The organism is Nonomuraea sp. NPDC059007 (assembly GCF_042740555.1).
GTDB lineage: Bacteria > Actinomycetota > Actinomycetes > Streptosporangiales > Streptosporangiaceae > Nonomuraea.
In genome coordinates this window covers 560,813-580,745 of sequence record NZ_JBHYJD010000001.1, presented here as the reverse complement: position 1 = coordinate 580,745, position 19,933 = coordinate 560,813, and the positions used below count along the sequence as shown (strand labels likewise).

Below are 19,933 nucleotides of genomic sequence, written 5' to 3'. Positions count from 1 at the left end.
CCTCAGGCGTCTAGACGCTCTCCTCCGCCAGGACCGGGGTCCTGGACAGGCCGGGCAGGCGCAGCGCGGCCAGGACGCCGAGCAGCGATCCGGCGGCGGCGACGTAGGCGGCGACCGCGAGGCCGTCGGCGGTGGCCGCGCGCAGCGCCTCACCGGACAGCCCGCCCAGCCCGGCGTTGGCCACGGCCACCAGCACCGCCAGCCCGGCGCCAGAACCCACCTGGAGCGCGGTGTTGGCGATGCCGGAGGCGGTGCCCTGCTCGGAGCCGTCCACACCGCTGCCGACCGCGTTGAACATGGCCGGGTAGATCAGGCCCATCCCCAGGCCGACGACCACGATGCCGGCCAGCACGGTCAGGTACGACCCGTCCGCCGTCATCCCCGGCCCGAGCAGCGCGCTGCCCGCGGCGCCCGCGACGAGACCGGCGATGAGCGTGGTCCTGGTGCCGAGCCGGCCGATCAGGCGCTCGCTGATCGTGTTGCCGAACGTGATGGACAGGGTCGGGCCGAGGAAGGCGACCCCGGTCTGCAGCGCGCTGAACCCGAGCACGCCCTGGAAGTACAGCGTGAGGAAGTACGGGATCGCCTGCAGGGTGAGCCCGAACACCAGGATGACCACGGCGGCGGCGCTCAGGCTCCGGTTGCCGAACAGCCTCAGCGGCATCAGAGGGCTGGAGCTGCGCTTCTCCACCGCCAGGAACGCCCCCAGCAGGACCACGGCCAGCAGGGCCGAGACGATCACCGGTGCCGAGGTCCAGCCCGCCTCCGGGCCCTGGGCGACGGCGAACACCAGGAGCGTGACGCCGGCCGTACCGGTGAGGGCGCCGGGCAGGTCGAAGGTCCGCCCGCGCTCCCGCGCGCCGTCGGCGACCAGCAGGCCGGGCGCGAGGGCGAGGCCGATGAGGGCCAGCGGCACGTTGACGAAGAAGACCCACTGCCAGCCGAGCCAGTTGGTGAGCGCGCCGCCGAGCAGCGAGCCGAGGCTCAGCCCCGCCGCACCGCCGGTCGCCCACACGGTCAATGCTCTGGTACGGGCCCTGCCGGCCGGGAACATGGTGTTGACCAGGGAAAGCGTGGCCGGTGCGAGGATCGCCCCGCCGAGGCCCTGGAGCATCCTGGCCACGATCAGCAGGGCGGGCGAGGGGGCAAGGCCGCCGAGCAGCGAGCCCACGCCGTACAGGCTGAGGCCGGCGGCGAACATCCTGCGCCGGCCCACCAGGTCCGCCAACCGGCCGCCGAGCAGCAGGAACCCGCCGAACAGCACCGCGTAGGCGCTCACCACCCACTGCAGCGAGTGCGGGGTGAACCCGACCTCCCGCGCGATGTCCGGCAAGGCGACGTAGACGATGGTGAAATCCAGGGAGGTGATCAGGTTGGCGAACGCCAGGAGAGCCAGGCTCATCCCACGTTTCTCATTCACGGTCAAACTCCTTAAAACGGCTGGTCACCACCGTAGGAAAGGTCTACGTACCGCGAATCAGTAGGATTTCTGGGTTGGGTTACGGAACTTCGGGGGTGTCCGGTGGGCCACGTGCTGCACGGCAGGCACGCCGAGCAGGCCGCGCTCGGGGCCTTGGTCACCGACGCCCTGGAGGGACGCAGCGGGGCGCTGGTCCTGCGTGGCGAGGCGGGGATCGGCAAGTCGGCGTTGCTCGACTGGACCGCCGGGCGGGCGGCGGCGGCCGGGCTGCTGGTGGTCAGGGTGACCGGCATCGAGGCGGAGGCCGACCTCGCGTTCGCCGGGCTGGTCGGGCTGCTGTGGCCGTTGCAGTCCCGCCTGGATGACCTGCCCGAGGCGCAGGCCCGCGCGCTGCACACCGTCCTGGGCGGCCCGGCGGCCGAGGAGGCGCCCAGCGACCGGTTCAGGATCGGGCTGGCGGTGCTGACGCTCCTGGCGGAGCTGGCCGTCGATCGGGCGGTGTTGTGCCTGGTGGACGATGCGCAGTGGCTGGACCGGGCCAGCACGGACGCGCTGACCTTCGCCGCCAGGCGGCTCGGGGCGGACGGGGTGGCCATGGTGTTCGCCGCGCGGCAGGAGGGGTTCGACGCTCCGGGACTGGCCGAGGTGCGGCCCGGCCGGCTCGGGGCCGATGACGCCGGCCGGTTGCTGGGCGCGTACGGGCTGGCGCCGGCGTTGCGGGAACGTGTCCTGGCCGAGTCGGGCGGCAACCCGCTGGCGCTGCGCGAGTTCGCCGCCGCGGCGCCTGAGGGCGGGCGGGGCGAGCCGCTGCCGGTGGCCGATCGGGTGCTGGCGGCCTTCCGGGCGCAGATCGCGGTGCTGCCGGAGCGGACGCAGCTCATGCTGCTGCTCGCGGCCGCCGCGGGCAGCGCCCACGTCGAGTCCGGCCCCACCGGCGCTTCCGGCCACTCCGGTGCTTCCGGCCCTACGGGTGCTTCCGGCCACTCCGGCTCTTCTGGCCCTTCCGGCCCTTCCGGTGCTACCGGCCGCTCCGACTCTTCCGAGTCGTCCGGCCCTTCCCGTGCTTCCACGCCTTCCGGTGCTTCGGGGCGGGAAGGGCGGACTGGGCGGGATGGGCGGGATCTGCGGGCTGTGCTGGCGGCGGGGGAGGAACTGGGGGCCGGGCTCGACGATCTGCAGCCCGCCGAGCGCGCCGCCCTGATCCGGGTCACCGGCGCCGGGATCGCCTTCCGGCACCCGCTGATCGCCACCGCCGCCTACCGCGGCATGCCCATGGCCCGGCGGATGGCCGCGCACCGGGCGCTGGCGGACGCGGCCGACGACCCCGACACGCGCGCCCTGCACCTGTCCCTGGTCACGATCGCCCCCGACGAGGAGACCGCGGCGGAACTGGTGGCCGCCGCCGAGCGCGCCAGGCTCCGTACCGCCTGCGCGGCCGCCGCACACCTCTACCGGCAGGCCGCCCACCTCACCCCCGGCCTGGACGAGCGCGCCGTACGCCTGGCCGAGGCCGCCACGCTCGCTCTGTCCGCCGGTGACGTCGACCTCGCCGCCGACCTGGCCGGGCAGAGCCGTTCACTCACCTCGGAAGGGCCCGCGCCGGCCACGGCGGCGCGGGTGCGGGCAGCGGTGGAGCTCGAACGCGGCGACGCCGGCGACGCGGCCGCCATCCTCGTGCAGGCGGCCGGATCGGCGCCCGTGGACGTGGCGGCCCGGATGTTGCGCACCGCGGCCGACTACGCCTGGTTCGCCGGGATGCCGGACATCGTGGCGGTGGCCGCCGACCGGCTGGAGTCCCTGGGACGGCCGGACCCGGCGGCGCGCGGCATGGCCGCCCTGATCTCCGGCGACCACTCCCAGGGTGTACGCCTGCTCAGGACCGCCGCGCAGGACGAGGACGTACCACGGATGCGGGCCGTGCACCTGGGCTGGATCGTGGGCGACGACGACGCCACCCTCGCCAGGGCGGCCGAGGAGGTGGCCATGTGCCGCCGCTACGGGCTGGTCGGCGCGCTGCCCGACGCCCTCCAGGCGCTCGCCCAGATACAGGTCGTGGCCGGGCTCCACCGCGACGCCGAGGCGTCCGTGGCCGAGGCGGCGGCGATCGCCCGTGACACCGGGCTGCGGCGCCGCGCCGGGCAGCTCGACACGGTCCTGGCCAGGATCGCCGCGATCGAGGGCGACGAGGAACGCTGCATGGAGCTCACCCGCCACTCCACCGCCACCGGCAGGGTCGCCGCCGACACGATGCTGAGCCTTCTCGACCTGGGCCTCGGACGTCCCCAGGAGGCGCTCGACCGCCTGCTCGCCGCCCGGCGCGGGCCCGGCGGGCACGCGGGCGTGCTCATGGGCGCGACCGGGGATCTCGTGGAGGCCGCCGTCAGGGTGGGCGCGCCGGAGGCGGCGCGGGAGCCGTTGCGCGGGCTGCGTGAGTGGTCGGCCGCGGGTGGGCAGCCCTGGGCGCTGTCGATGGCCGAGCGCTGCCTGGCGTTGCTGACCGACGACGAGGCTCACTTCGCGCGGGCCGTACGGCTGCATGAGGGGACGAGCCGGCCCTTCGAGCGGGCGCGGACCGAGCTCCTCTATGGCGAGTGGTTGCGGCGGGAGCGGCGCCGCGCCGACGCGAGGGGGCTGCTCGGGTCGGCCTTGGAGACGTTCGAGCGGCTGCGTGCGCGGCCGTGGGCCGAGCGGGCGCGCGCCGAGTTGCGGATCGCCGGTGGTTCCGCCGCGACGCCCGCCGCCGCGGACCTGCTCGACCGGCTGACGCCGCAGGAGCTCCAGGTGGTACGGCTGGCCGCCGACGGAGCCAGCAGCAGGGAGATCGCGGCCAAGCTGTTCCTGAGCCCGCGGACCGTCGAGTATCACCTCTACAAGGCCTATCCCAAGCTCGGCGTCTCCTCTCGCAGAGAGCTGATCAAGCTCACGCTCGCCTAACCGAGGCCACGGGCTCGGCCGTGGTCTCGGCGGGCGGCTCGGTGCGGCGGCGTGGCCGGGAGGCGCCCAGCAGGATCGCGCCCAGGACCGCCACGGCCCCGAGGAGCTGGCCGGGCGACAGCGACTGGCCGAGCGCGGCCCAGCCCAGAACGGCCGCCACCACCGGGCTGAGCAGCGCGAGGACCGTGACCCGGGTGGGCGCGAGCGTGGTGACGCCGCGGAACCACAGGACATACGCCAGCGCGGTGCCGACGAGCGTGAGGTAGGCGAAGCCGCCGAGGTTGGTGAGCGTGAAGGACGGCAGCGCCCCCTCGATCAGGAACATGAACGGCACCAGCAGCAGCCCGCCCCACGTCAGCTGCCAGCCGGTGAGCGCCAGCAGCGCGGTGGAGCGGTTCGCGAAGCCCTCGGGCGCGCCCCAGCGGCGCCCCAGCACGGTGCCCAGCGACATCACGCCCATCCCCGCGGCCGCCGCCGCCAGGCCGATCGGGTCCAGCGCGACCGTGGAGCGGAGCACGAGGAGCGCCACTCCGGCCACGCCGATGACCGCGCCGACCATGGCCCGCCCGCCCGGCCGTTCACGCAGCAGCAGGTACGCCAAGGCGGCCACCACGAACGGACCCAGCGCCCCGAGGACCGCGGCCACGCCACCGGGCAGCCGGTAGGCGCCGATGAAGAGCAAGGCGAAGAACAAGCCGATGTTCAGGAACCCGAGCAGCGCCGAACGCCACCACCACGCGTGCTTCGGCAGCGCCAGCCGTCCGGCGAGCAGGGCCACGGTGGCGATCAGCAGCAGTCCGGCGGGCAACGCGCGGACGGCGGCGGCCAGCAGCGGCCTGTTCGCGGGCAGGAACTCGGTGGTCACGAGGTAGGTGGTGCCCCAGAGCGCGGGCGCGACCGCGGTGAAGGCGACAAGCCGAAAGTCTCTCATACCTAAGTATCTTAGTCTTAAGCTACTTAGATGCAAGCTATTATGGGGACCGTGGACGACGTCGACCGCATCATCGAGCAGTGGGCCCAAGAACGGCCCGACCTGGACACCCAGGCCATGGAGGTGTTCGGGCGGATCTACCGCATCTCACAGCGGATGGGAGCCCGGCAGGAGCAGGTTCACGCGCGGTTCGGGATCAGCCGGGGCGAGTTCGACGTGGTGGCCACGTTGCGGCGGTCGGGCGAGCCGTACCAGCTGGCGCCCAAGGTGCTGGCGGCGTCGCTGATGCTGACCTCCGGCGGGATGACCGGGCGGCTCGACCGGCTGGAGAAGGCCGGGCTGGTCACCCGGTCACCCGACCCCGACGACCGGCGCGGCCTGGTCATCACGCTGACGGCGCGCGGGCTGGAGGTGGCCGACCAGGCCGTCACGGCGGGGCTGGCGGCGCAGCGCGAGGTGTTCGAGCGGCTCCCGCGCCGGGAACGGGAGCAGCTGCCCGCCATCCTGCGCGACTTCCTCGCCCTCCTGGACGGCTGACCTACCTGCGGGCCAGCAGCTTGTCGTGCAGGGTCGCGTAGGACGGGGCCAAGCGGCGCAGTGCCGCCGCCGCGGCCGGGTTGTCGCCCGTGGTGAGCGGATACTGGAAGGCGCCCAGCAGGCGGGCCTGCTCGCCGGCCACCTCGGCGGACTCCGGCAGGCCGAGCAGGCCGAGGCAGGTCGACGCGTCGGCCAGGCGGCGCACGCCGACCCTGATGGCGAAGCCGGTCAGCAGCCCGCGCGTCCGCGGCGGCAGCCCGGACTCCACCAGGTCGGCGAGAGCGTGCACGGCCTCGGCGCCGCCGAGGCTGCCCGGCGGGATCGGCAGGTCGTCGCGCCCGGCCAGCCAGCGGGCCGCGCCGGGCAGCGAGTCGCGGAGCGCGTCCATGAACGGCACCTCGCGGACCCGGGTGAAGCCGGTGCGCAGGACGAAGCCCTCGGATTCGTACATGACGGACTCGGCCTGCCAGGACTTGAGGAAGTCCTCGACGGGCAGCGTGGCGTACGGGAAGCCCTCCGGGTCGTGGAGGAGGACCGTGTCGCCGTCCACGGCGAGGACCATGACGTAGTGGTCGCCGCCGGGTTCCGGGGAGTAGGTCAGCAGTTCCATGTCGAGCGGGCCGGCCAGGGCGGGACCGCCGGTGGCGCGCAGGCGGGCCAGGGCTTCTGACGGGGTGCCGCCGGAGGTGCGTACGCAGGTCCAGCCGAGCGCCTCGATCGCCGTGTCCAGGCCGATCTCGGGGTCCCAGGCGTATGGGTCGAAGAAGGGAGTGTCGCCGCCGATGAGCTGTGCTCCGAACGGGGAGCCGGTCAGCGTCTCGATGACGCTCACGGGTGGCGCGTGCTCGCCGAGCGCCATCGCGAGCGAGTTGCTGTAGCAGTAGGGGCCGGAGCCCAGGTAGGTGACCATGCCGGTCAGTGAACGGCCTGCCACGGTGTGAGGGTCAAGTCCGGCGGTCCGCGCCGCCCGCCGTACCGCCGAGGGGGGAGTGGCGGAAGGGTGTCCGGGGGCGCGGACCGCTTGGGCGGCCCTCAGGCCCCTGTGCGGCAGGGGCGGCGAGGGCGCGGGCCCGCCCCCGATCCCTGTGCGGTAGGGACGGAGGGCGGGCCCGCAGGGAGGGGAACGCCTGGGCGAGGTGGGATTCCGGCGCTTCGCGCACGGAGGAGGCCGCCCGGCGCTCCCGTGGCAGGGGCGGGGTCAGCGGCGGGCGAAGACCTGGGTCCAGTGCGGGCCCTTGGGGTCCTGGCCGGCGCCGATGTGGGTGTAGTTGCAGTTCATGATGTTCGCCTTGTGACCGGGGCTCTTCATCCAGCCGTCCACGACGGAGGCGGCGGTGCGCTGGCCCATGGCGATGTTCTCACCCCACGCGCTCATCGAGCCGAATCCGGCGGCCTTGATGCGGTCACCGGGGGAGCGGCCGTCCTGGGAGGTGTGGGAGAAGTAGCCCTTCGCGGCCATGTCGGCCGAGTGGCCCCTGGCCGCGGCGTTCAGCTTGGGGTCGTGGGTGAGGGGCTTGCAGCCGCCGGCCGCGCGGGCCGCGTTGGTGAGCTTGACGACCTCTTCCTCCACGGCCGAGCCGACGCCGCCGCCGTTCGTGGGGGTGGGCGTGGGCGCCGGGGTGCCCGTGGGGCTGGGCGACGGCGTGGGGGTCGGTGTCGGGGTCGGGGTAGTGGAGCACGACAGCCGCACGGGCCTGGACCTGCTGGTCTGGCCGGTGGAGTCGAGGGCGATCACGTAGAAGGTGCGCGGGGTGGTGGTGCAGCGGATTCCGGCCACGATGCTGCCGTTGGTGATGACCTTGGAGCCGCTCTTGACGGTGCGGTCGGGGCCCGGACGGGCCTGCTTGATCCGTACCCGCAGGCGGGCGGGGTCGTCGCAGCCCTTGCGCGCGGCAGCCCCGCGCACCATGCCCTTGCCGTCGATGTACGGCTTGGCCGCGACGATCTGGCAGAGCTCCGCGCCGGTGGTGGGGGTGGCGGCGTGGGCGGCGGTGACGGGAGTGCTCAATGCCGTCAGACTTCCGAGGCAGGCAAGTGCCTGGAGCTGTCTGCGCACGTTGTCCTCCGATGGGGGGTTAGACGCTGCTTCGAACCCGCATTCTGGTGCGCACACATCGGGCATGTCCCGAAAAACCGCCCTATACCTGGAGTCCCAGGTGTCCCATTCGTAACAAAACTCCCCCGCACCTGGGTAAACCTAGATCCCCGGCCGCGCGTCGCTCCCAAAATCACCGCCTCGGGGTACCGCTCCAACCCCCAAAACCGCCCCCTCGGAGTTACGACAAGCCGCCCCACCCCCACCCGCCGCCGTGCGCGCAGGCCGATCGTGGGGATCGCTTCTCACGTCGCACATGGTCCCCGCCGCAACGGCCCGCCCCAACCGGCCAAGTGGTCCAACCCCGTAGGCGGCCGGCTGGGCGGGCGTAACGGCGGCCGGCCACGCGCGGCCTGCCTGCCGTGACCCTGGAATGCCCCCAGCCCCGTGCGGGGGTGGGGGCGGGGCGGCTTGCCGTAACGGATGGAAGATGGAAGGGGGTCAGCAGACGGCGGGCTTCAGCCAGGAGCATTCGAGATCGCCGGACGGCGAGGGGCTTGTGGAACGGAGCTCCGCCGACGTGGTGGGGTTGGTGCGGGAGAACTGGGCCAGGCGGATGGCGATCTTGTCTTCGAGGTCCTTCGGGGCGCCGGACAGGTACTGGTTGAGCATGATCGAGAACACCAGCGGCTCCCCGTCCGCGCTCGTCACATACCCCGACAGGGAGGTGACGCCGGTGAGCGAGCCCGTCTTGGCGTGGACGTTCCCGGCCGCCGGTGTGCCGCGCATACGGCTGCGCAGCGTCCCGCCCACGAAGCGGTCCTGCTCGCCCGCGATCGGCAGCGAGCTGTAGTACGCGGGGAACCACGGCTTGGCCCGCACCGCGCTCAGCAGTTGCGTGATCGACGTGGGCGTGAAGCCGTCGCGGCGGGACAGGCCGGAGCCGTCGCGCATGTTGATGACCTGGACGCCGTTGGCCTTGGCGAAGTCGGTGGTGACCTTGAGGCCGGCCGGCCAGGTGCCCTGTCCGGCGACCTTGCGGCCCATCGCCTTGACGAGGATCTCGGCGTGGATGTTGTTGCTCAGCTTCATGAACGGCACCAGCAGCTCGTTCAGCGGCATCGACTCGTGCTCGGCCAGCTCGGCGGCGCCGGAGGGCGCGGCGGCGGAGGTGGTCGGGCCGAGGACCTTCACCCCGTGCTTGGCCAGCGCCTTGCGGAACAGCGTCGACACGTAGGCCGTGGGGTCGTCGACCGCCACCCACTCGTCGTACGGGTCGGCCACGGTGCCGGTGATGACGACGGTCCTGGTGCCGTGCTGGCGTTCGATCAGCACGTTGGTCTCGGCGCCCACGGTGGCCCGGTTGACGATCTTGAAGTAGTCCGTCTCCGGCGTCGTGGAGACCTTCACCGCCGAGCCGGCGACGGCGACCGACACGACGATGGAGCCGGCGTCGTAGTCGCGGTCGGGGGAGGCGGTCAGGGCCGAGATCGGCGCGGCGTAGTACGCGGTCTCGTCGTCCCACGCCCAGTCGTTGCCGAGGCGCTGGCCGTCGAACCAGGTGTCGTCGGCGACGAGCTTGCCGGTGACGAGCTTGATGCCCTTGCCCGCGACGGCGGCGGCCAGGCGGTCGTAGTCCTCGGCGAGGATGGTCGGGTCGCCGGTGCCGCGCAGGACGAGGTCGCCGGTGAGGACGGAGCCGACCTTGCGGCCGGAGGACAGTACGGAGGTGGTGAAGCGGTGGTCGAGACCGAGCGTCTCGGCGGCCGCGGCGGCGGTGAACAGCTTGGTGTTGGAGGCGGGGATGAGTAACTTGCCGGCGTCGGTGGCGTAGAGCTCCTCGCCGTTGGCCGCGCTCTTCACCACGACGCCCGCGCGGGCGATGGTCAGGCGGGAGTCGGCGAGGATCTTGTTGATGTCCGTGGCCAGGTCGGCCACGCCGGCGGCGGGGTCGAGCGCGGTGGCCGGTGTGGCGGGCGAGGAAGCCCACGCGAGGGCCGCGACGAGCGCGCCCGCGGCGAGGGAGGCGGAGGTGCGCCGCATGTGATCTCCAATGAGCTGAGAGGACTCGCTCGGATCATCGACCAGCGCGGGCAGCCTGTAATCCGCAAATATCCGTATTTTAGGCGGAGGGTTGACCCGAGGTCAGAAGGAAACCGCAGTCGCCGAAGGCGATCTCGTCACCCGAGCGTACCTTCGCCGGGCCCACCAGGCGCCAGCCGTTCAGCCGGGTGCCGTTGAGCGAGCCCAGGTCGACCAGCATCCATCCGCCGTCGTCCTCGCGCCGCAGCTCCGCGTGGATGCGTGAGACCGTCAGGTCCGAGAGCACGAGGTCGCAGGCCGAGCCGCGGCCCACGACGTAGCGCACCCGCTCGTCGTCCGGCAGCGCCAGCCGGGGCAGGCGCGGACGTCGCCACGCGGCCTGCACGCGGGTCGTGAGGTCGGACACGGCCGAGACCATGTCGGTCAGACGCTGCCGCAGGGTGGCTCTGCGAGGCAGGTCGGCGACCAGTTCGTCGAGCTCGTACTGGTTCTGCGCGCGCAACGCCTGATCCACCCTGCCGACGAAAGTGTCGTGAGAGATGCGTCCCTCGACTGCGCGGTCACGGAGCTCGTTGATCGCGCGATCACGTTCCCCGTCGGATGCGCGGAACGGGGGATGCGTCGAGCTCATTCCCTGAGTATCGGCCTGAGGAGCGTTCCCTGTCCAGAATACGAGGATCTCTTGCGATACGCATACTGAGTATGCATACTCAGTATCCATGTCGATCAGACACGGAATGCTGGCACTCCTGAGCGCTGGGCCACGTTACGGCTACCAGCTCAAGCAGGAGTTCGAGGCGTCGACGGGGGCGACCTGGCCCCTGAACATCGGCCAGGTCTACACGACGCTCTCGCGCATGGAACGTGACGGACTGGTCGAGCCCGGCGGCGCCGACGACCAGGGGCGATCCGTCTACACGATCACCGAGGCCGGTCGGGAGGACCTGGAGCGATGGTTCAGCACCCCCGTCGCACAGTCCGACCGGCCTCGGGACGAGCTCGTGATCAAACTGGCCATGGCCGTCGCCGCCCGGGACACGGACGTGGCCGCCGTCATCCTCACCCAGCGCACTGCCACCATGCGCGCGCTGCAGGAGCTGACCAGGGCCAAACGGGCCCACACCGGCGGGCTGGCACAGCGGCTCGTCCTCGATTCGACGATCTTCAAGGCCGAGGCGGAACAGCGCTGGCTGGACCATTGCGAGGCCGTTCTCAAGGAGAAGAAGGCATGACCGTGGTGAGTCTGCAGGACGTGGCCCGCGTGCACGAGGGGGTGCACGCGCTCAACGGGGTGAGCCTCGACCTCTCGCCCGGCGAGCTGGTCGCGGTGATGGGCCCGTCGGGCTCCGGCAAGTCGACCCTGCTCAACCTCGCCGGGGGGCTCGACCGGCCCACCTCGGGGCGCGTCGTGATCGAGGGACGCGACCTGGCCGAGGTGGGCGACCTGGCCGCGCTGCGGCGCCGTAGCGTCGGATATGTCTTCCAGGACCTCAACCTCATCCCCGCCCTCACCGCGGCCGAGAACGTGATGCTGCCCCGCGAACTCGACGGCGTGCGCACCCGGCAGGCTCGCCAGGAGGCCCTGGCCGTGCTGGCCGAGGTGGCGCTCGACCACATCGCCGACCGCTTTCCCCAGGAGTTGTCCGGCGGCCAGCGCCAGCGCGTGGCGATCGCCCGCGCCCTGGTGGGGGAGCGCCGCCTGCTGCTGGCCGACGAGCCGACCGGCGCCCTCGACACCGCCACCGGCGACGAGATCCTCCAGTTGCTCCGCGGCCGCTGCGACGCCGGGGCGGCCGTCCTCCTGGTCACCCACGAGCCCCGGTACGCCGGCTGGGCCGACAAGGTGGTCTTCCTGCGCGACGGCGAGATCGCCGACTCGACCGCGGTCCCGCTGGAGAGCGCCCGATGAGCGCCTTCCGCGCCGCGCTGCGCATCTCGCGAAGGGACAGCCTGCGCGCCAAGGGACGCAGCGCGCTGGTCATGGTGATGATCGCGCTGCCGGTCCTCGTCTTCACCGCCCTGCTGACCGGCATCGACACGAGTCACGTGAGCCTCCGCGAGGGCCTGGCCACCCGCCTCGGGTCGGCCGACGCCCAGATCATGACGCAGCACATCCGCCGGCCGGTCGTCCAGAACATCTCCGGAGACGTCGCCTACTCCGCCGACGGCGACGGCGCGGACGCCGAACTCGGCGAATGGAAGATCGAACAGCTCCCGGCGATGGTGCGGGGCCGCCTGATCACCTACGACAGAGGCTCGGTCGACGTCCGCACCGGCGCGACCTACATGAACGTGTCCGCGCTCGAGATCGACCTGCGCGACCCCATGACCCGCGGTATGCGCGAACTGACCTCGGGTCGCTTCCCTGCGGCGCCCGGCGAGGTCGCGGTCTCGGCCGCGCTCGCCGGCAGGGGGATGCGGCTCGGTGAGACCCTCCACGTGAGCAGGCAGTACCGGCCGGTGAAGGTGGTCGGCGTGGTCGCGCACCCGTTCGAGCCCCACAGGACCGAGCTCGTGGCCACGCGCGGCACCATCCTGTTCGACAAGCGCGACGGCCAGGGGACCGGTTTCCTCCTCGACGCCGACGCCCCGGTGCTCTGGCCCGCCGTGGAAAAGCTCAACCAGACCGGCCTGGCCGTGCACTCGCGCGCCGTCATCACCGACCCGCCGCGCGGCACGTCCTACGAGCGCACGTTCAGGGAGGCCGACGACCGCACCGTGATCAACGTCATCAGCCTCGGCGCGGGCGTCGTCATGATCGTGCTGGAGACCGTACTGCTGGCCGGGCCCGCCTTCGCGGTCTCCCTGCGGCGCCGGCGCAGGGAACTGGCCGTGTATGCCGCCCAAGGAGCCTCGCCCGGCCACCTGCGCACGATCGTCCTGGCCGACGGCCTCCTCCTGGGCGGGATCGCGACCGTCGCCGGCCTCGTGCTCGGCCTCGCGGCGGGCGTGGCGGGACCGTCGACCATGCCCTTCGTGTCGACCGCGGGCCCGATCGACATCCCATGGCTGTATGTGGCGGGCATCGCCCTGCTCGGCCTGGCCAGCGGCGTCATCGCCGCCCTCGTGCCGGCCGTCCAGGCCGCCCGGCAGTCCCCCGCCGAGGTGCTCGCCGGACGCGAGGACGTCATGCCGCGCGAGCGTGCCGGCAAGCCCGTGCTCGGGCTGGTGCTCGTGCTCGCCGGTCTGGTCGCCACCTACTTCGCGCTCCGGTCGCTCTTCACGATGATCCTGGCCGCCGCCGTGCTGGTGCAGCTCGGGCTGGTCGCGCTCATGCCCTGGCTGGTCCGCCGCAGCGCGGGCCTGGCAGCGCGGCTGCCGCTCGCGTTGCGCCTGTCCGTCCGCGACGCCACCCGCCATCGCGTCCGTACGGCTTCCGCCGCCGCCGCCGTCATGGGCGTGACCACCACGCTGGTGGCGGTGGGCATCGCCTTCACCAGCCTGGACGCGCACTCACGCGACAGGTACGGCGCCAGGATGCCCCCGGGCACGGTCTCCGTCTCGGCGCTCACCGCGGACGACCGGGGCTGGGCGGAGCTCCGGGCGACGGTGGAGAAGCGGTTCTCGGGGACGACGTTCGTGCCCGGCTACGCCGTACACACCAAGAGGGGGCGGATCGGCAACCTCGGTGTTTCTGAACCGATGAAGGTCTGCGATGAGTGTCACCAGGCTTTCACCCTGCACGAGGTATCGATCGGCGACGCCGACCTGCTCGCCCTCGCCCTGGGCCGCAGAGACGCCAAGGCCGAGGCGGCCCTTGCGGAGGGGAAGGCGATCGTCTTCCGCCCCGAAGAGGTGAAGGACGGCGGGCTGGAGCTCGAGTTCCTCGGCGAGAGCGGCGGGGCGGCGTCGAACATCCGGGTTCCCGCGGTCCTGGTGCGCCCGTCCGACAAGCTGCTCCAAGGGGCGCTGGTCCCGCCCTCTGCCCTGACCAAGGCCGGTTACCAGGTCAGCCCCCGCCGCCTCTACGCCGCCTACACCCCCGCCGACCCGACGGCGTTCCAGAAGGAGATGGAGTCGCTGGCCTGGGGCGTCTTCGCCCGGGTGGAGACCGGGTACCGCAACGACTTCGAGGCGTTGTTCCGGGCCATGGCCGTGGCGGCGCTGGTCCTGGCACTCGGCGGCACCTTCGCCGCCACCGGGCTGGCGGCGGCCGACATGCGTCGCGACCTGGACACCATGTCGGCGGTGGGCGCCCCGCCCGTCACCAGGCGGCTGGTCGTCGCCGCGCAGGCGGCCTACATCACGCTGCTCGGCACCGTGGTGGGCCTCGGGGCGGGGACGGTCACGGGCGTCGCGTTGGCCTGGTCGGAGATCTCCAACGCTGCTGCCGGCGAGGAGCCGGAGCCGACGAGCCTGAGCCACATCGTCTTCCCGTGGCCCCTGCTGGCCGTCACGGTGATCGTCCTGCCGTTGGTGGCGGCGGTGATCGCCGGAGCGTTCACCCGCACCCGGCTCACACTGTCACGCCGCATCGCCTGAGTTATCCACAGAACCCCGTTCTGCCCTTCGGCCCCCTCCGCCCGGCTGTCACAGTCGGTCACCAACCGGTGACACCTGGCGGAGGGGGTTCTAGCATGATGACCATGGCGCAGATCTGGACCATGATCGGCCTCATGGGTGCCGCTCTGGCCACCATGATCGGCCTGTGTTTGCGTACCATCAGGGCCGAGATCAGCGGCCTGGCAGGCGAGACGAGAGCCGAGATCGGCGGCCTCCGCAATGAGATGCGTGCCGAGTTCAGCGGTCTGCGGAACGAGATGCAGGCCGGGATCGGCGGTCTGCGGAACGAGATGCATGCCGAGATCGGCGGCTTGCGTAAGGAGATGCACGCTGAGATCGGTGGCTTGCGTAAGGAGATGGTGGCGGAGTTCGCGGGTGTGCGGAATGAGATGCATGCCGAGGTCGGTGGGTTGCGGCATGAGATGAATGTGCGGTTCGACCATGTGGATCGGCGGCTGGACAAGCTTGAGGGGCTTGACCGTGAAGTCCACGCGCTCACCCTCAAGGTCTCCGGCTGGCAGCCGCCACCGCCCAAGGAGACCGACGAGGACTAGGCCCGGCGGGTCACCCGGATCTTCGACTGCTTGTGCCGGAGGGTCTCCCAGTCGGCCATGAAGACGGCGTCCAGGTCGTGGCGGTCGGCCAGGGCGACGAGTGTCTCGGTGCGGTAGTAGAAGTCCTCCCGCAGCACCTGGTGCTCCTTGCCCTCGGTGCGGTCGAAGGTGAAGTCGAACCACCCCTCGGGCTTCATCACCCGCCCCACGTGCCGGAAGCACTCCTCGATGACCTCCAGCGGCGAGTGTGAGAAGACGCTGTGGGCGTGCACGACGTCGAAGTGCGCGTCGGGCAGGAAACCCAGGCGCAGGTCGCGTACCGGTGTCAGGTGGGGCAGGCGGGACTGCAGCCCGTGTGTCACCAGGGTCTCCTGGGCGGCGACGAGGATGTCGGGGGAGATGTCGAGGCCGTAGTAGTTGCCGGGATCCAGGTAGTCGATGAACAGGCGACCGGCCCGCAGGTTGCCGCAGCCGATCTCCAGCATGCGGTGCTCGGGGCTCAGGCCGTGGCGGACCAGGTAGTCGAACTGCATCTGGCCCAGCCTCATCCAGCGCTCGTGTGACTTGGAGCCCACGGCAGCCTCGGCGCTGCGGGCGGTGTCGGACTTCATGACCGCCCGGTAGTAGGCCACGTGGTCGTCGGTGCGCAGGCGCAGCCAGGTGTCGCGGCTCAGGCGCCGCAGGTGGGGGAAGATCCGGTCCGGATGCCTCAGGGCATAGCGGGCCTGGTGGTAGAGGCTTGATCGGTCCATGGGACGTCCCTCGGCAGGCGGTACTTCAGTGTCATGAAAACAGACAACAGGATGATTACCGAGGGCACCACGGTCTGACCGAGCAAAACTGCGGTAACCGCAGTGTCAGGTTGTGTGACCGGGCGGCTCGGATCCGACTCGATGAAGCCGCCGATCGACAGCACCGTCCCGAAGAACAGCGCGCCGAAGGAGGCGATGCCGCTCTCGATGGCCGTCCACAGCCCGGTGAACACCCCGGCGCGCCGTTTGCCGGTGACCGCGGCGTCCACCGCGACCACGTCGGCCAGCATCGAGAACTGCAACAGCTGGACCCCCGCGATGCCCGCACCGACCAGGAGCAACGTCACATGCGCGAAGACCGGCCCCAGCACGGGCGTGGCGGCGGCCAGCGCCGTCCCGCCCGCGTAGATCATCGCGGCCAGCACCATCGCGCCGCGCTTGTCGAAGCGCTTCGACAGCCAGACCCAGAGCGGCATCGTCAGCAGCATCGGCCCGACCAGCACCGCGAAGAGCGTGGTGGTCGCCTTGGGGTTGCCGACCGTGTACGCGGCGAAGTACGGCGCGGCGGCCAGCATCATGCTGACGGCCAGCATCTGGGTCGAACTCAGGGCCAGCAGCCAGATGAAGGCCCGGTTGCGCCGGACCGCCTTGAACTGCTCCCACAGGCGGCCGCCGTCGGGTTCGGGGGCGCCGGTCATGGGGGCGCGGGCCGTACCGAAGAAGGAGCCGAGCATCGCGGCGAACATGATCACCGCGATCGTCACCGCCATGAGGCGGTAGCTGCCGAGGGTGCCGTTCTCGCCCTGGCTGTTGACGATCGAGGGCGCGAGGATGCCGCTGATGGCGGTGGCGGCGCCGATGAAGACCATGCGCCACTGCAGCAGCGAGGTGCGCTCGTGGTAGTCCTCGGTCATCTCGGCGGGCATCGCCTTGTACGGGACCTCGAACAGCGCGTACGCGGTGGCGGCGAGCAGGAAGCAGGCGCCCACGTAGAGGGCGGCGGGCAGGCCGCGCAACGGCGGACCGGCGAAGACGGCGACGAAGGCCAGCGGCAGCGTGAGCGCGCCGGCCAGCATCCACGGACGGCGCGGCCCGAGGCGCGATCGGGTGCGGTCCGACCAGCGGCCCACCAGCGGGTTGATGACCAGGTCCCAGACTTTGGGCGCGGCCACGATCGCACCGGCCAGCCAGGCGGGCACCGCCAGGAAGTTGGTCATGTAGTACAGCAGCAGCAGGCCGGGGACGGCGGCGAAGGTGGCCGTGCAGAAGGAGCCCACGCCGTAGCCCAGCCGCACGCCGCGCGGGACCGTGGGGGCGTTCGCCGCCGATGCGATCATGCCTCACATTCAAACCTACCGAGCCCTTGCTCGGTAAGGCCCAACGCCCGGAACCGGCGTCCGCCCGGTCCCGGGAGAACGCGCTCAGTCGGTGACGTCCGCGCAGACCACGTGCGCGCCGATCTCCACCATGCGCTGCTCGCTGCGCGCGTCGGCCACGCGGGCCATCAGGATCGGCGCCCCGCTGGCGGCGAACTGCGGCAGCCTGGCCCGAGCGCCCCTGTGGAGGTCGCGCACCACGTCCTCGGCCGCCGACATGTGCACCTTCACGTGCAGCATGATCCCGGTCGCGCCGGACGCGGTGCGGGCCTCGGAGATCCACACGTGGTGCACGAGCGGGTAGTCGCCCAGCAACTGGGCGATCGCCTGGCGCAACGCGGGCAGGATGGGATGGGTGCAGCGCCGGTATCCGGGATCCACCTGCTGCATCGGCCCGGACAGGTGGGGGCGCGGCGCCGGGATCCACGGCTGGGCGGGCGCCTCCGGCATCATGGCGGTCTTGTGCGCGGGCCGGAACATGTCCCCGCCGCGCGAGACCGTCGCCATCGCACCCGTCGCGTAGGCCGCCGGGGCGGCGGCCGACAGCACCGGTGTGGGTCCCGTCCTGGTGGATCGCAGGAAGCGCTGCAGATCGTCGATCGGTACGGCTGCCGCGGCGGGCCCGGCAGCGTCGATCACGATCTCGCGCACCCCGGTGACCCGCTGGATGTCCAGGATGGTGTCGGCGTCGCACGCCGAGAGGGAATGGCTGCCTCGATGCCGGGCGTAGGTCATCGGGCTGGTGTACCCGAGCAGTACTCGGTCACCTGCCTGTGTCGTGCCGAGCACGACTGATCGGTCTGGCCGCACGGCAACGAGGACTCCACCATCACTGAGGGCGCCGAGCAGGCGATGGGGACTGCCATGCTGGGCGAGCACGTCGGCGAGAGCGGGGTTCCCGATGCTCATATGACGAACCATAGGTAGTTGGCCACGGCTTATCAGGCTAATAGCGAATAAATCTCCCGATCAAGACAAAGATGGCCACGGGATGGATGAGATTCCCCGGAGCGGGGTACTCGTCACCCTCGTATCCCCCGTCCCAGCTGCGGTATCAGCGTGCTGTACGTCTCAGATCCCAAGACCCTCGTGAACGCGTTCACAAGCGCGGATACACTCTGAGGGATCCCGAGGGGCCCGCCGCAGTGCCCCTCCACAGCCCGCCGCATGCCCTAAGGATCCACTGTGAACAAGCCCGTCGTCCTGGTCGCCGAGGAGCTGTCCGAAGCAGGCCTCGCCGTGCTCGCCGCGGACTTCGAGGTCCGTCACACCGACGGCGCCGACCGCTCCCAGCTTCTGCCCGCCATCGCCGATGTGGACGCGATCATCGTGAGATCCGCCACGCAGGTGGACGCCGAGGCCATCGCCGCGGCGCCGAAGCTGCGTGTGGTCGCCCGCGCCGGTGTCGGCCTCGACAACGTTGACGTCGATGCGGCCACCAAGGCCGGTGTCATGGTCGTCAACGCGCCGACCTCCAACATCACCAGCGCCGCCGAGCAGACGATCGCGCTCATCCTTGCCTCCGCCCGCAACACCGCCCAGGCCCACTCGGCGCTGAAGAACGGGGAGTGGAAGCGGTCCAAGTACACCGGCGTCGAGCTGGACGAGAAGGTCGTGGCCATCCTCGGCCTGGGCAAGATCGGCCAGCTCGTGGCCCAGCGCCTGCAGCCGTTCGGCGTCGAGCTGATCGCCTACGACCCCTACCTGCCGCCGGCCCGCGCCGCGCAGATGGGCGTGCGGCTGGTGAGCCTGGAGGAGGCCATCAAGCAGGCCGACTTCATCACCGTGCACCTGCCCAAGTCGAAGGAGACCCTCGGTCTCATCGGCGACAAGGAGCTGCACGAGGTCAAGCCGAGCGTACGGATCATCAACGTCGCCCGCGGCGGCATCGTGGACGAGGGTGCGCTCTACTCCGCGATCAAGGAGGGCCGGGTCGCCGGCGCCGGTCTCGACGTGTTCGCGAAGGAGCCCTGCACCGACAGCCCGCTGTTCGAGCTCGACCAGGTCGTCGCCACCCCGCACCTCGGCGCCTCCACGCACGAGGCCCAGGAGAAGGCCGGCACGCAGGTCGCGCGGAGCGTGAAGCTGGCGCTGGCCGGCGAGTTCGTGCCGGACGCGGTCAACGTCCAGGGCGGCGCGGTCGCCGAGGACGTCAAGCCGGGCCTGCCGCTGGCCGAGAAGCTGGGCCGCGTCTTCACCGCGCTGGCCGGCGAGGTCGCCACCAAGCTCGACATCGAGGTGCGCGGCGAGATCGCCTCCCATGACGTGCGCGTGGTCGAGCTGGCGGCGCTCAAGGGCGTCTTCGCCGACGTCATCGAGGAGCAGGTCACCTACGTCAACGCGCCGCTGCTGGCCAAGGACCGCGGCATCCACGTCGAGCTGGTCACCAGCTCCGACAGCCCCGACTGGCGCAATGTCGTCACCGTCCGCGGCGTCCTGGCGGACGGCCGCCAGGTCTCGGTGTCGGGTACGCTCTCCGGCCCCCGCCAGGTGACGAAGATCGTCGAGGTCAACGGCTACGAGATGGAGATCGAGCCGACCGCGCACCTGTCGTTCTTCACCTACACCGACCGCCCCGGCATCGTCGGCGTGGTCGGCCGCCTGCTCGGCGAGCAGGGCATCAACATCGCCTCGATGCAGGTGGCCCGCGACACCAAGGGCGGCAAGGCGCTCATCGCGCTGACCGTCGACTCGGCCATCCCGGCCGACGTCGTGGACCAGATCATCGCCGAGATCGGCGCCGACAGCGGCCGCTCGGTGGACCTGGAGGACTAGCCCGCAGCGAAAGGCGGCCGTCGTGAACGCGGCGGCCGCCTTTCGTGTCTCAGCATGCGAGATGCTAGGACAT

At 71.6% G+C, this 19,933-nt stretch carries 16 protein-coding genes; 7 read left to right on the top strand and 9 right to left on the bottom strand.

Annotated features, from left to right (window positions below; all coding sequences use genetic code 11):
- Positions 1-10 precede the first annotated feature (10 nt).
- Entirely contained in the window at positions 11-1,420 is a 1,410-nt protein-coding gene (locus ACFWY5_RS02560; protein WP_379630355.1) for an MFS transporter, read from the bottom strand.
- A 102-nt stretch (positions 1,421-1,522) separates the two neighbouring features.
- On the opposite strand from ACFWY5_RS02560, the gene ACFWY5_RS02555 reads away from it, so the two are divergent.
- The gene (locus tag ACFWY5_RS02555; protein WP_379630354.1) at positions 1,523-4,354 is read left to right on the top strand and encodes a LuxR C-terminal-related transcriptional regulator; all 2,832 of its coding nucleotides are present in this window, start codon (positions 1,523-1,525) and stop codon (positions 4,352-4,354) included.
- Here the strand turns inward: ACFWY5_RS02555 and ACFWY5_RS02550 are convergent.
- The gene (locus tag ACFWY5_RS02550) at positions 4,341-5,285 is read right to left on the bottom strand and encodes an EamA family transporter (RefSeq protein WP_379630353.1); all 945 of its coding nucleotides are present in this window, start codon (positions 5,283-5,285) and stop codon (positions 4,341-4,343) included. The two genes, ACFWY5_RS02555 and ACFWY5_RS02550, sit on opposite strands and share 14 nt — an antisense overlap.
- Before the next feature lie 42 nt (positions 5,286-5,327).
- Between ACFWY5_RS02550 and ACFWY5_RS02545 the strand changes: the two genes are divergently transcribed.
- Positions 5,328-5,822 (top strand): MarR family winged helix-turn-helix transcriptional regulator, encoded by a 495-nt coding sequence (locus ACFWY5_RS02545; protein ID WP_379612252.1) that lies wholly within the window; start codon positions 5,328-5,330, stop codon positions 5,820-5,822.
- 1 nt (position 5,823) lies between these two features.
- Here the strand turns inward: ACFWY5_RS02545 and ACFWY5_RS02540 are convergent, their stop codons facing one another.
- The 4 genes from ACFWY5_RS02540 to ACFWY5_RS02525 form a co-directional block, all read right to left on the bottom strand.
- Positions 5,824-6,756: a hypothetical protein gene (locus ACFWY5_RS02540; RefSeq protein WP_379630352.1), complete on the bottom strand. Its 933-nt coding sequence runs from the start codon at positions 6,754-6,756 to the stop codon at positions 5,824-5,826.
- A gap of 264 nt (positions 6,757-7,020) precedes the next feature.
- The gene (locus tag ACFWY5_RS02535; protein WP_379630351.1) at positions 7,021-7,830 is read right to left on the bottom strand and encodes a CAP domain-containing protein; all 810 of its coding nucleotides are present in this window, start codon (positions 7,828-7,830) and stop codon (positions 7,021-7,023) included.
- A gap of 528 nt (positions 7,831-8,358) precedes the next feature.
- Positions 8,359-9,900: a D-alanyl-D-alanine carboxypeptidase/D-alanyl-D-alanine-endopeptidase gene (dacB, locus tag ACFWY5_RS02530; protein WP_379612010.1), complete on the bottom strand. Its 1,542-nt coding sequence runs from the start codon at positions 9,898-9,900 to the stop codon at positions 8,359-8,361.
- A 79-nt stretch (positions 9,901-9,979) separates the two neighbouring features.
- Positions 9,980-10,531 (bottom strand): FHA domain-containing protein, encoded by a 552-nt coding sequence (locus tag ACFWY5_RS02525; RefSeq protein ID WP_379612009.1) that lies wholly within the window; start codon positions 10,529-10,531, stop codon positions 9,980-9,982.
- A gap of 88 nt (positions 10,532-10,619) precedes the next feature.
- On the opposite strand from ACFWY5_RS02525, the gene ACFWY5_RS02520 reads away from it, so the two are divergent.
- The 4 genes from ACFWY5_RS02520 to ACFWY5_RS02505 all read left to right on the top strand — a co-directional run bounded on the left by ACFWY5_RS02520 (position 10,620) and on the right by ACFWY5_RS02505 (position 14,957).
- Positions 10,620-11,132, top strand: a complete 513-nt coding sequence (locus ACFWY5_RS02520) for a PadR family transcriptional regulator (RefSeq protein WP_379630350.1) — start codon at positions 10,620-10,622, stop codon at positions 11,130-11,132.
- Complete coding sequence (locus ACFWY5_RS02515; RefSeq protein WP_379630349.1) at positions 11,129-11,809, top strand: ABC transporter ATP-binding protein; 681 nt, start codon at positions 11,129-11,131, stop codon at positions 11,807-11,809. The genes ACFWY5_RS02520 and ACFWY5_RS02515 overlap by 4 nt, the downstream gene beginning before the upstream one ends.
- The gene (locus ACFWY5_RS02510; RefSeq protein ID WP_379630348.1) at positions 11,806-14,382 is read left to right on the top strand and encodes an FtsX-like permease family protein; all 2,577 of its coding nucleotides are present in this window, start codon (positions 11,806-11,808) and stop codon (positions 14,380-14,382) included. The genes ACFWY5_RS02515 and ACFWY5_RS02510 overlap by 4 nt, the downstream gene beginning before the upstream one ends.
- A gap of 104 nt (positions 14,383-14,486) precedes the next feature.
- A complete protein-coding gene (locus tag ACFWY5_RS02505; RefSeq protein WP_379630347.1) occupies positions 14,487-14,957 on the top strand; it encodes a hypothetical protein in 471 nt (156 codons plus the stop codon).
- Here the strand turns inward: ACFWY5_RS02505 and ACFWY5_RS02500 are convergent.
- The 3 genes from ACFWY5_RS02500 to ACFWY5_RS02490 all read right to left on the bottom strand — a co-directional run bounded on the left by ACFWY5_RS02500 (position 14,954) and on the right by ACFWY5_RS02490 (position 17,994).
- A complete protein-coding gene (locus tag ACFWY5_RS02500; protein ID WP_379612004.1) occupies positions 14,954-15,709 on the bottom strand; it encodes a class I SAM-dependent methyltransferase in 756 nt (251 codons plus the stop codon). The two genes, ACFWY5_RS02505 and ACFWY5_RS02500, sit on opposite strands and share 4 nt — an antisense overlap.
- Positions 15,667-17,046 (bottom strand): MFS transporter, encoded by a 1,380-nt coding sequence (locus ACFWY5_RS02495; protein ID WP_379612003.1) that lies wholly within the window; start codon positions 17,044-17,046, stop codon positions 15,667-15,669. Before ACFWY5_RS02495 ends, ACFWY5_RS02500 begins: the two co-directional genes overlap by 43 nt.
- 84 nt (positions 17,047-17,130) lie before the next feature.
- Entirely contained in the window at positions 17,131-17,994 is an 864-nt protein-coding gene (locus tag ACFWY5_RS02490; RefSeq protein ID WP_184960434.1) for a hypothetical protein, read from the bottom strand.
- A gap of 276 nt (positions 17,995-18,270) precedes the next feature.
- On the opposite strand from ACFWY5_RS02490, the gene serA reads away from it, so the two are divergent.
- A complete protein-coding gene (serA, locus tag ACFWY5_RS02485; protein ID WP_379630346.1) occupies positions 18,271-19,860 on the top strand; it encodes a phosphoglycerate dehydrogenase in 1,590 nt (529 codons plus the stop codon).
- Positions 19,861-19,933 lie beyond the last annotated feature (73 nt).

Excerpts from the sequence above, each read along its gene's own strand:
- ACFWY5_RS02500 (WP_379612004.1), bottom strand. The coding sequence starts at position 15,709 with ATGGACCGATCAAGCCTCTACCACCAGGCCCGCTATGCCCTGAGGCAT.
- ACFWY5_RS02515 (WP_379630349.1), top strand. The coding sequence starts at position 11,129 with ATGACCGTGGTGAGTCTGCAGGACGTGGCCCGCGTGCACGAGGGGGTG.
- ACFWY5_RS02525 (WP_379612009.1), bottom strand. The coding sequence starts at position 10,531 with ATGAGCTCGACGCATCCCCCGTTCCGCGCATCCGACGGGGAACGTGAT.
- ACFWY5_RS02510 (WP_379630348.1), top strand. The coding sequence starts at position 11,806 with ATGAGCGCCTTCCGCGCCGCGCTGCGCATCTCGCGAAGGGACAGCCTG.
- ACFWY5_RS02550 (WP_379630353.1), bottom strand. The coding sequence starts at position 5,285 with ATGAGAGACTTTCGGCTTGTCGCCTTCACCGCGGTCGCGCCCGCGCTC.
- ACFWY5_RS02495 (WP_379612003.1), bottom strand. The coding sequence starts at position 17,046 with ATGATCGCATCGGCGGCGAACGCCCCCACGGTCCCGCGCGGCGTGCGG.
- ACFWY5_RS02490 (WP_184960434.1), bottom strand. The coding sequence starts at position 17,994 with ATGAGCATCGGGAACCCCGCTCTCGCCGACGTGCTCGCCCAGCATGGC.
- ACFWY5_RS02545 (WP_379612252.1), top strand. The coding sequence starts at position 5,328 with ATGGGGACCGTGGACGACGTCGACCGCATCATCGAGCAGTGGGCCCAA.
- ACFWY5_RS02520 (WP_379630350.1), top strand. The coding sequence starts at position 10,620 with ATGTCGATCAGACACGGAATGCTGGCACTCCTGAGCGCTGGGCCACGT.
- ACFWY5_RS02505 (WP_379630347.1), top strand. The coding sequence starts at position 14,487 with ATGGCGCAGATCTGGACCATGATCGGCCTCATGGGTGCCGCTCTGGCC.
- dacB (WP_379612010.1), bottom strand. The coding sequence starts at position 9,900 with ATGCGGCGCACCTCCGCCTCCCTCGCCGCGGGCGCGCTCGTCGCGGCC.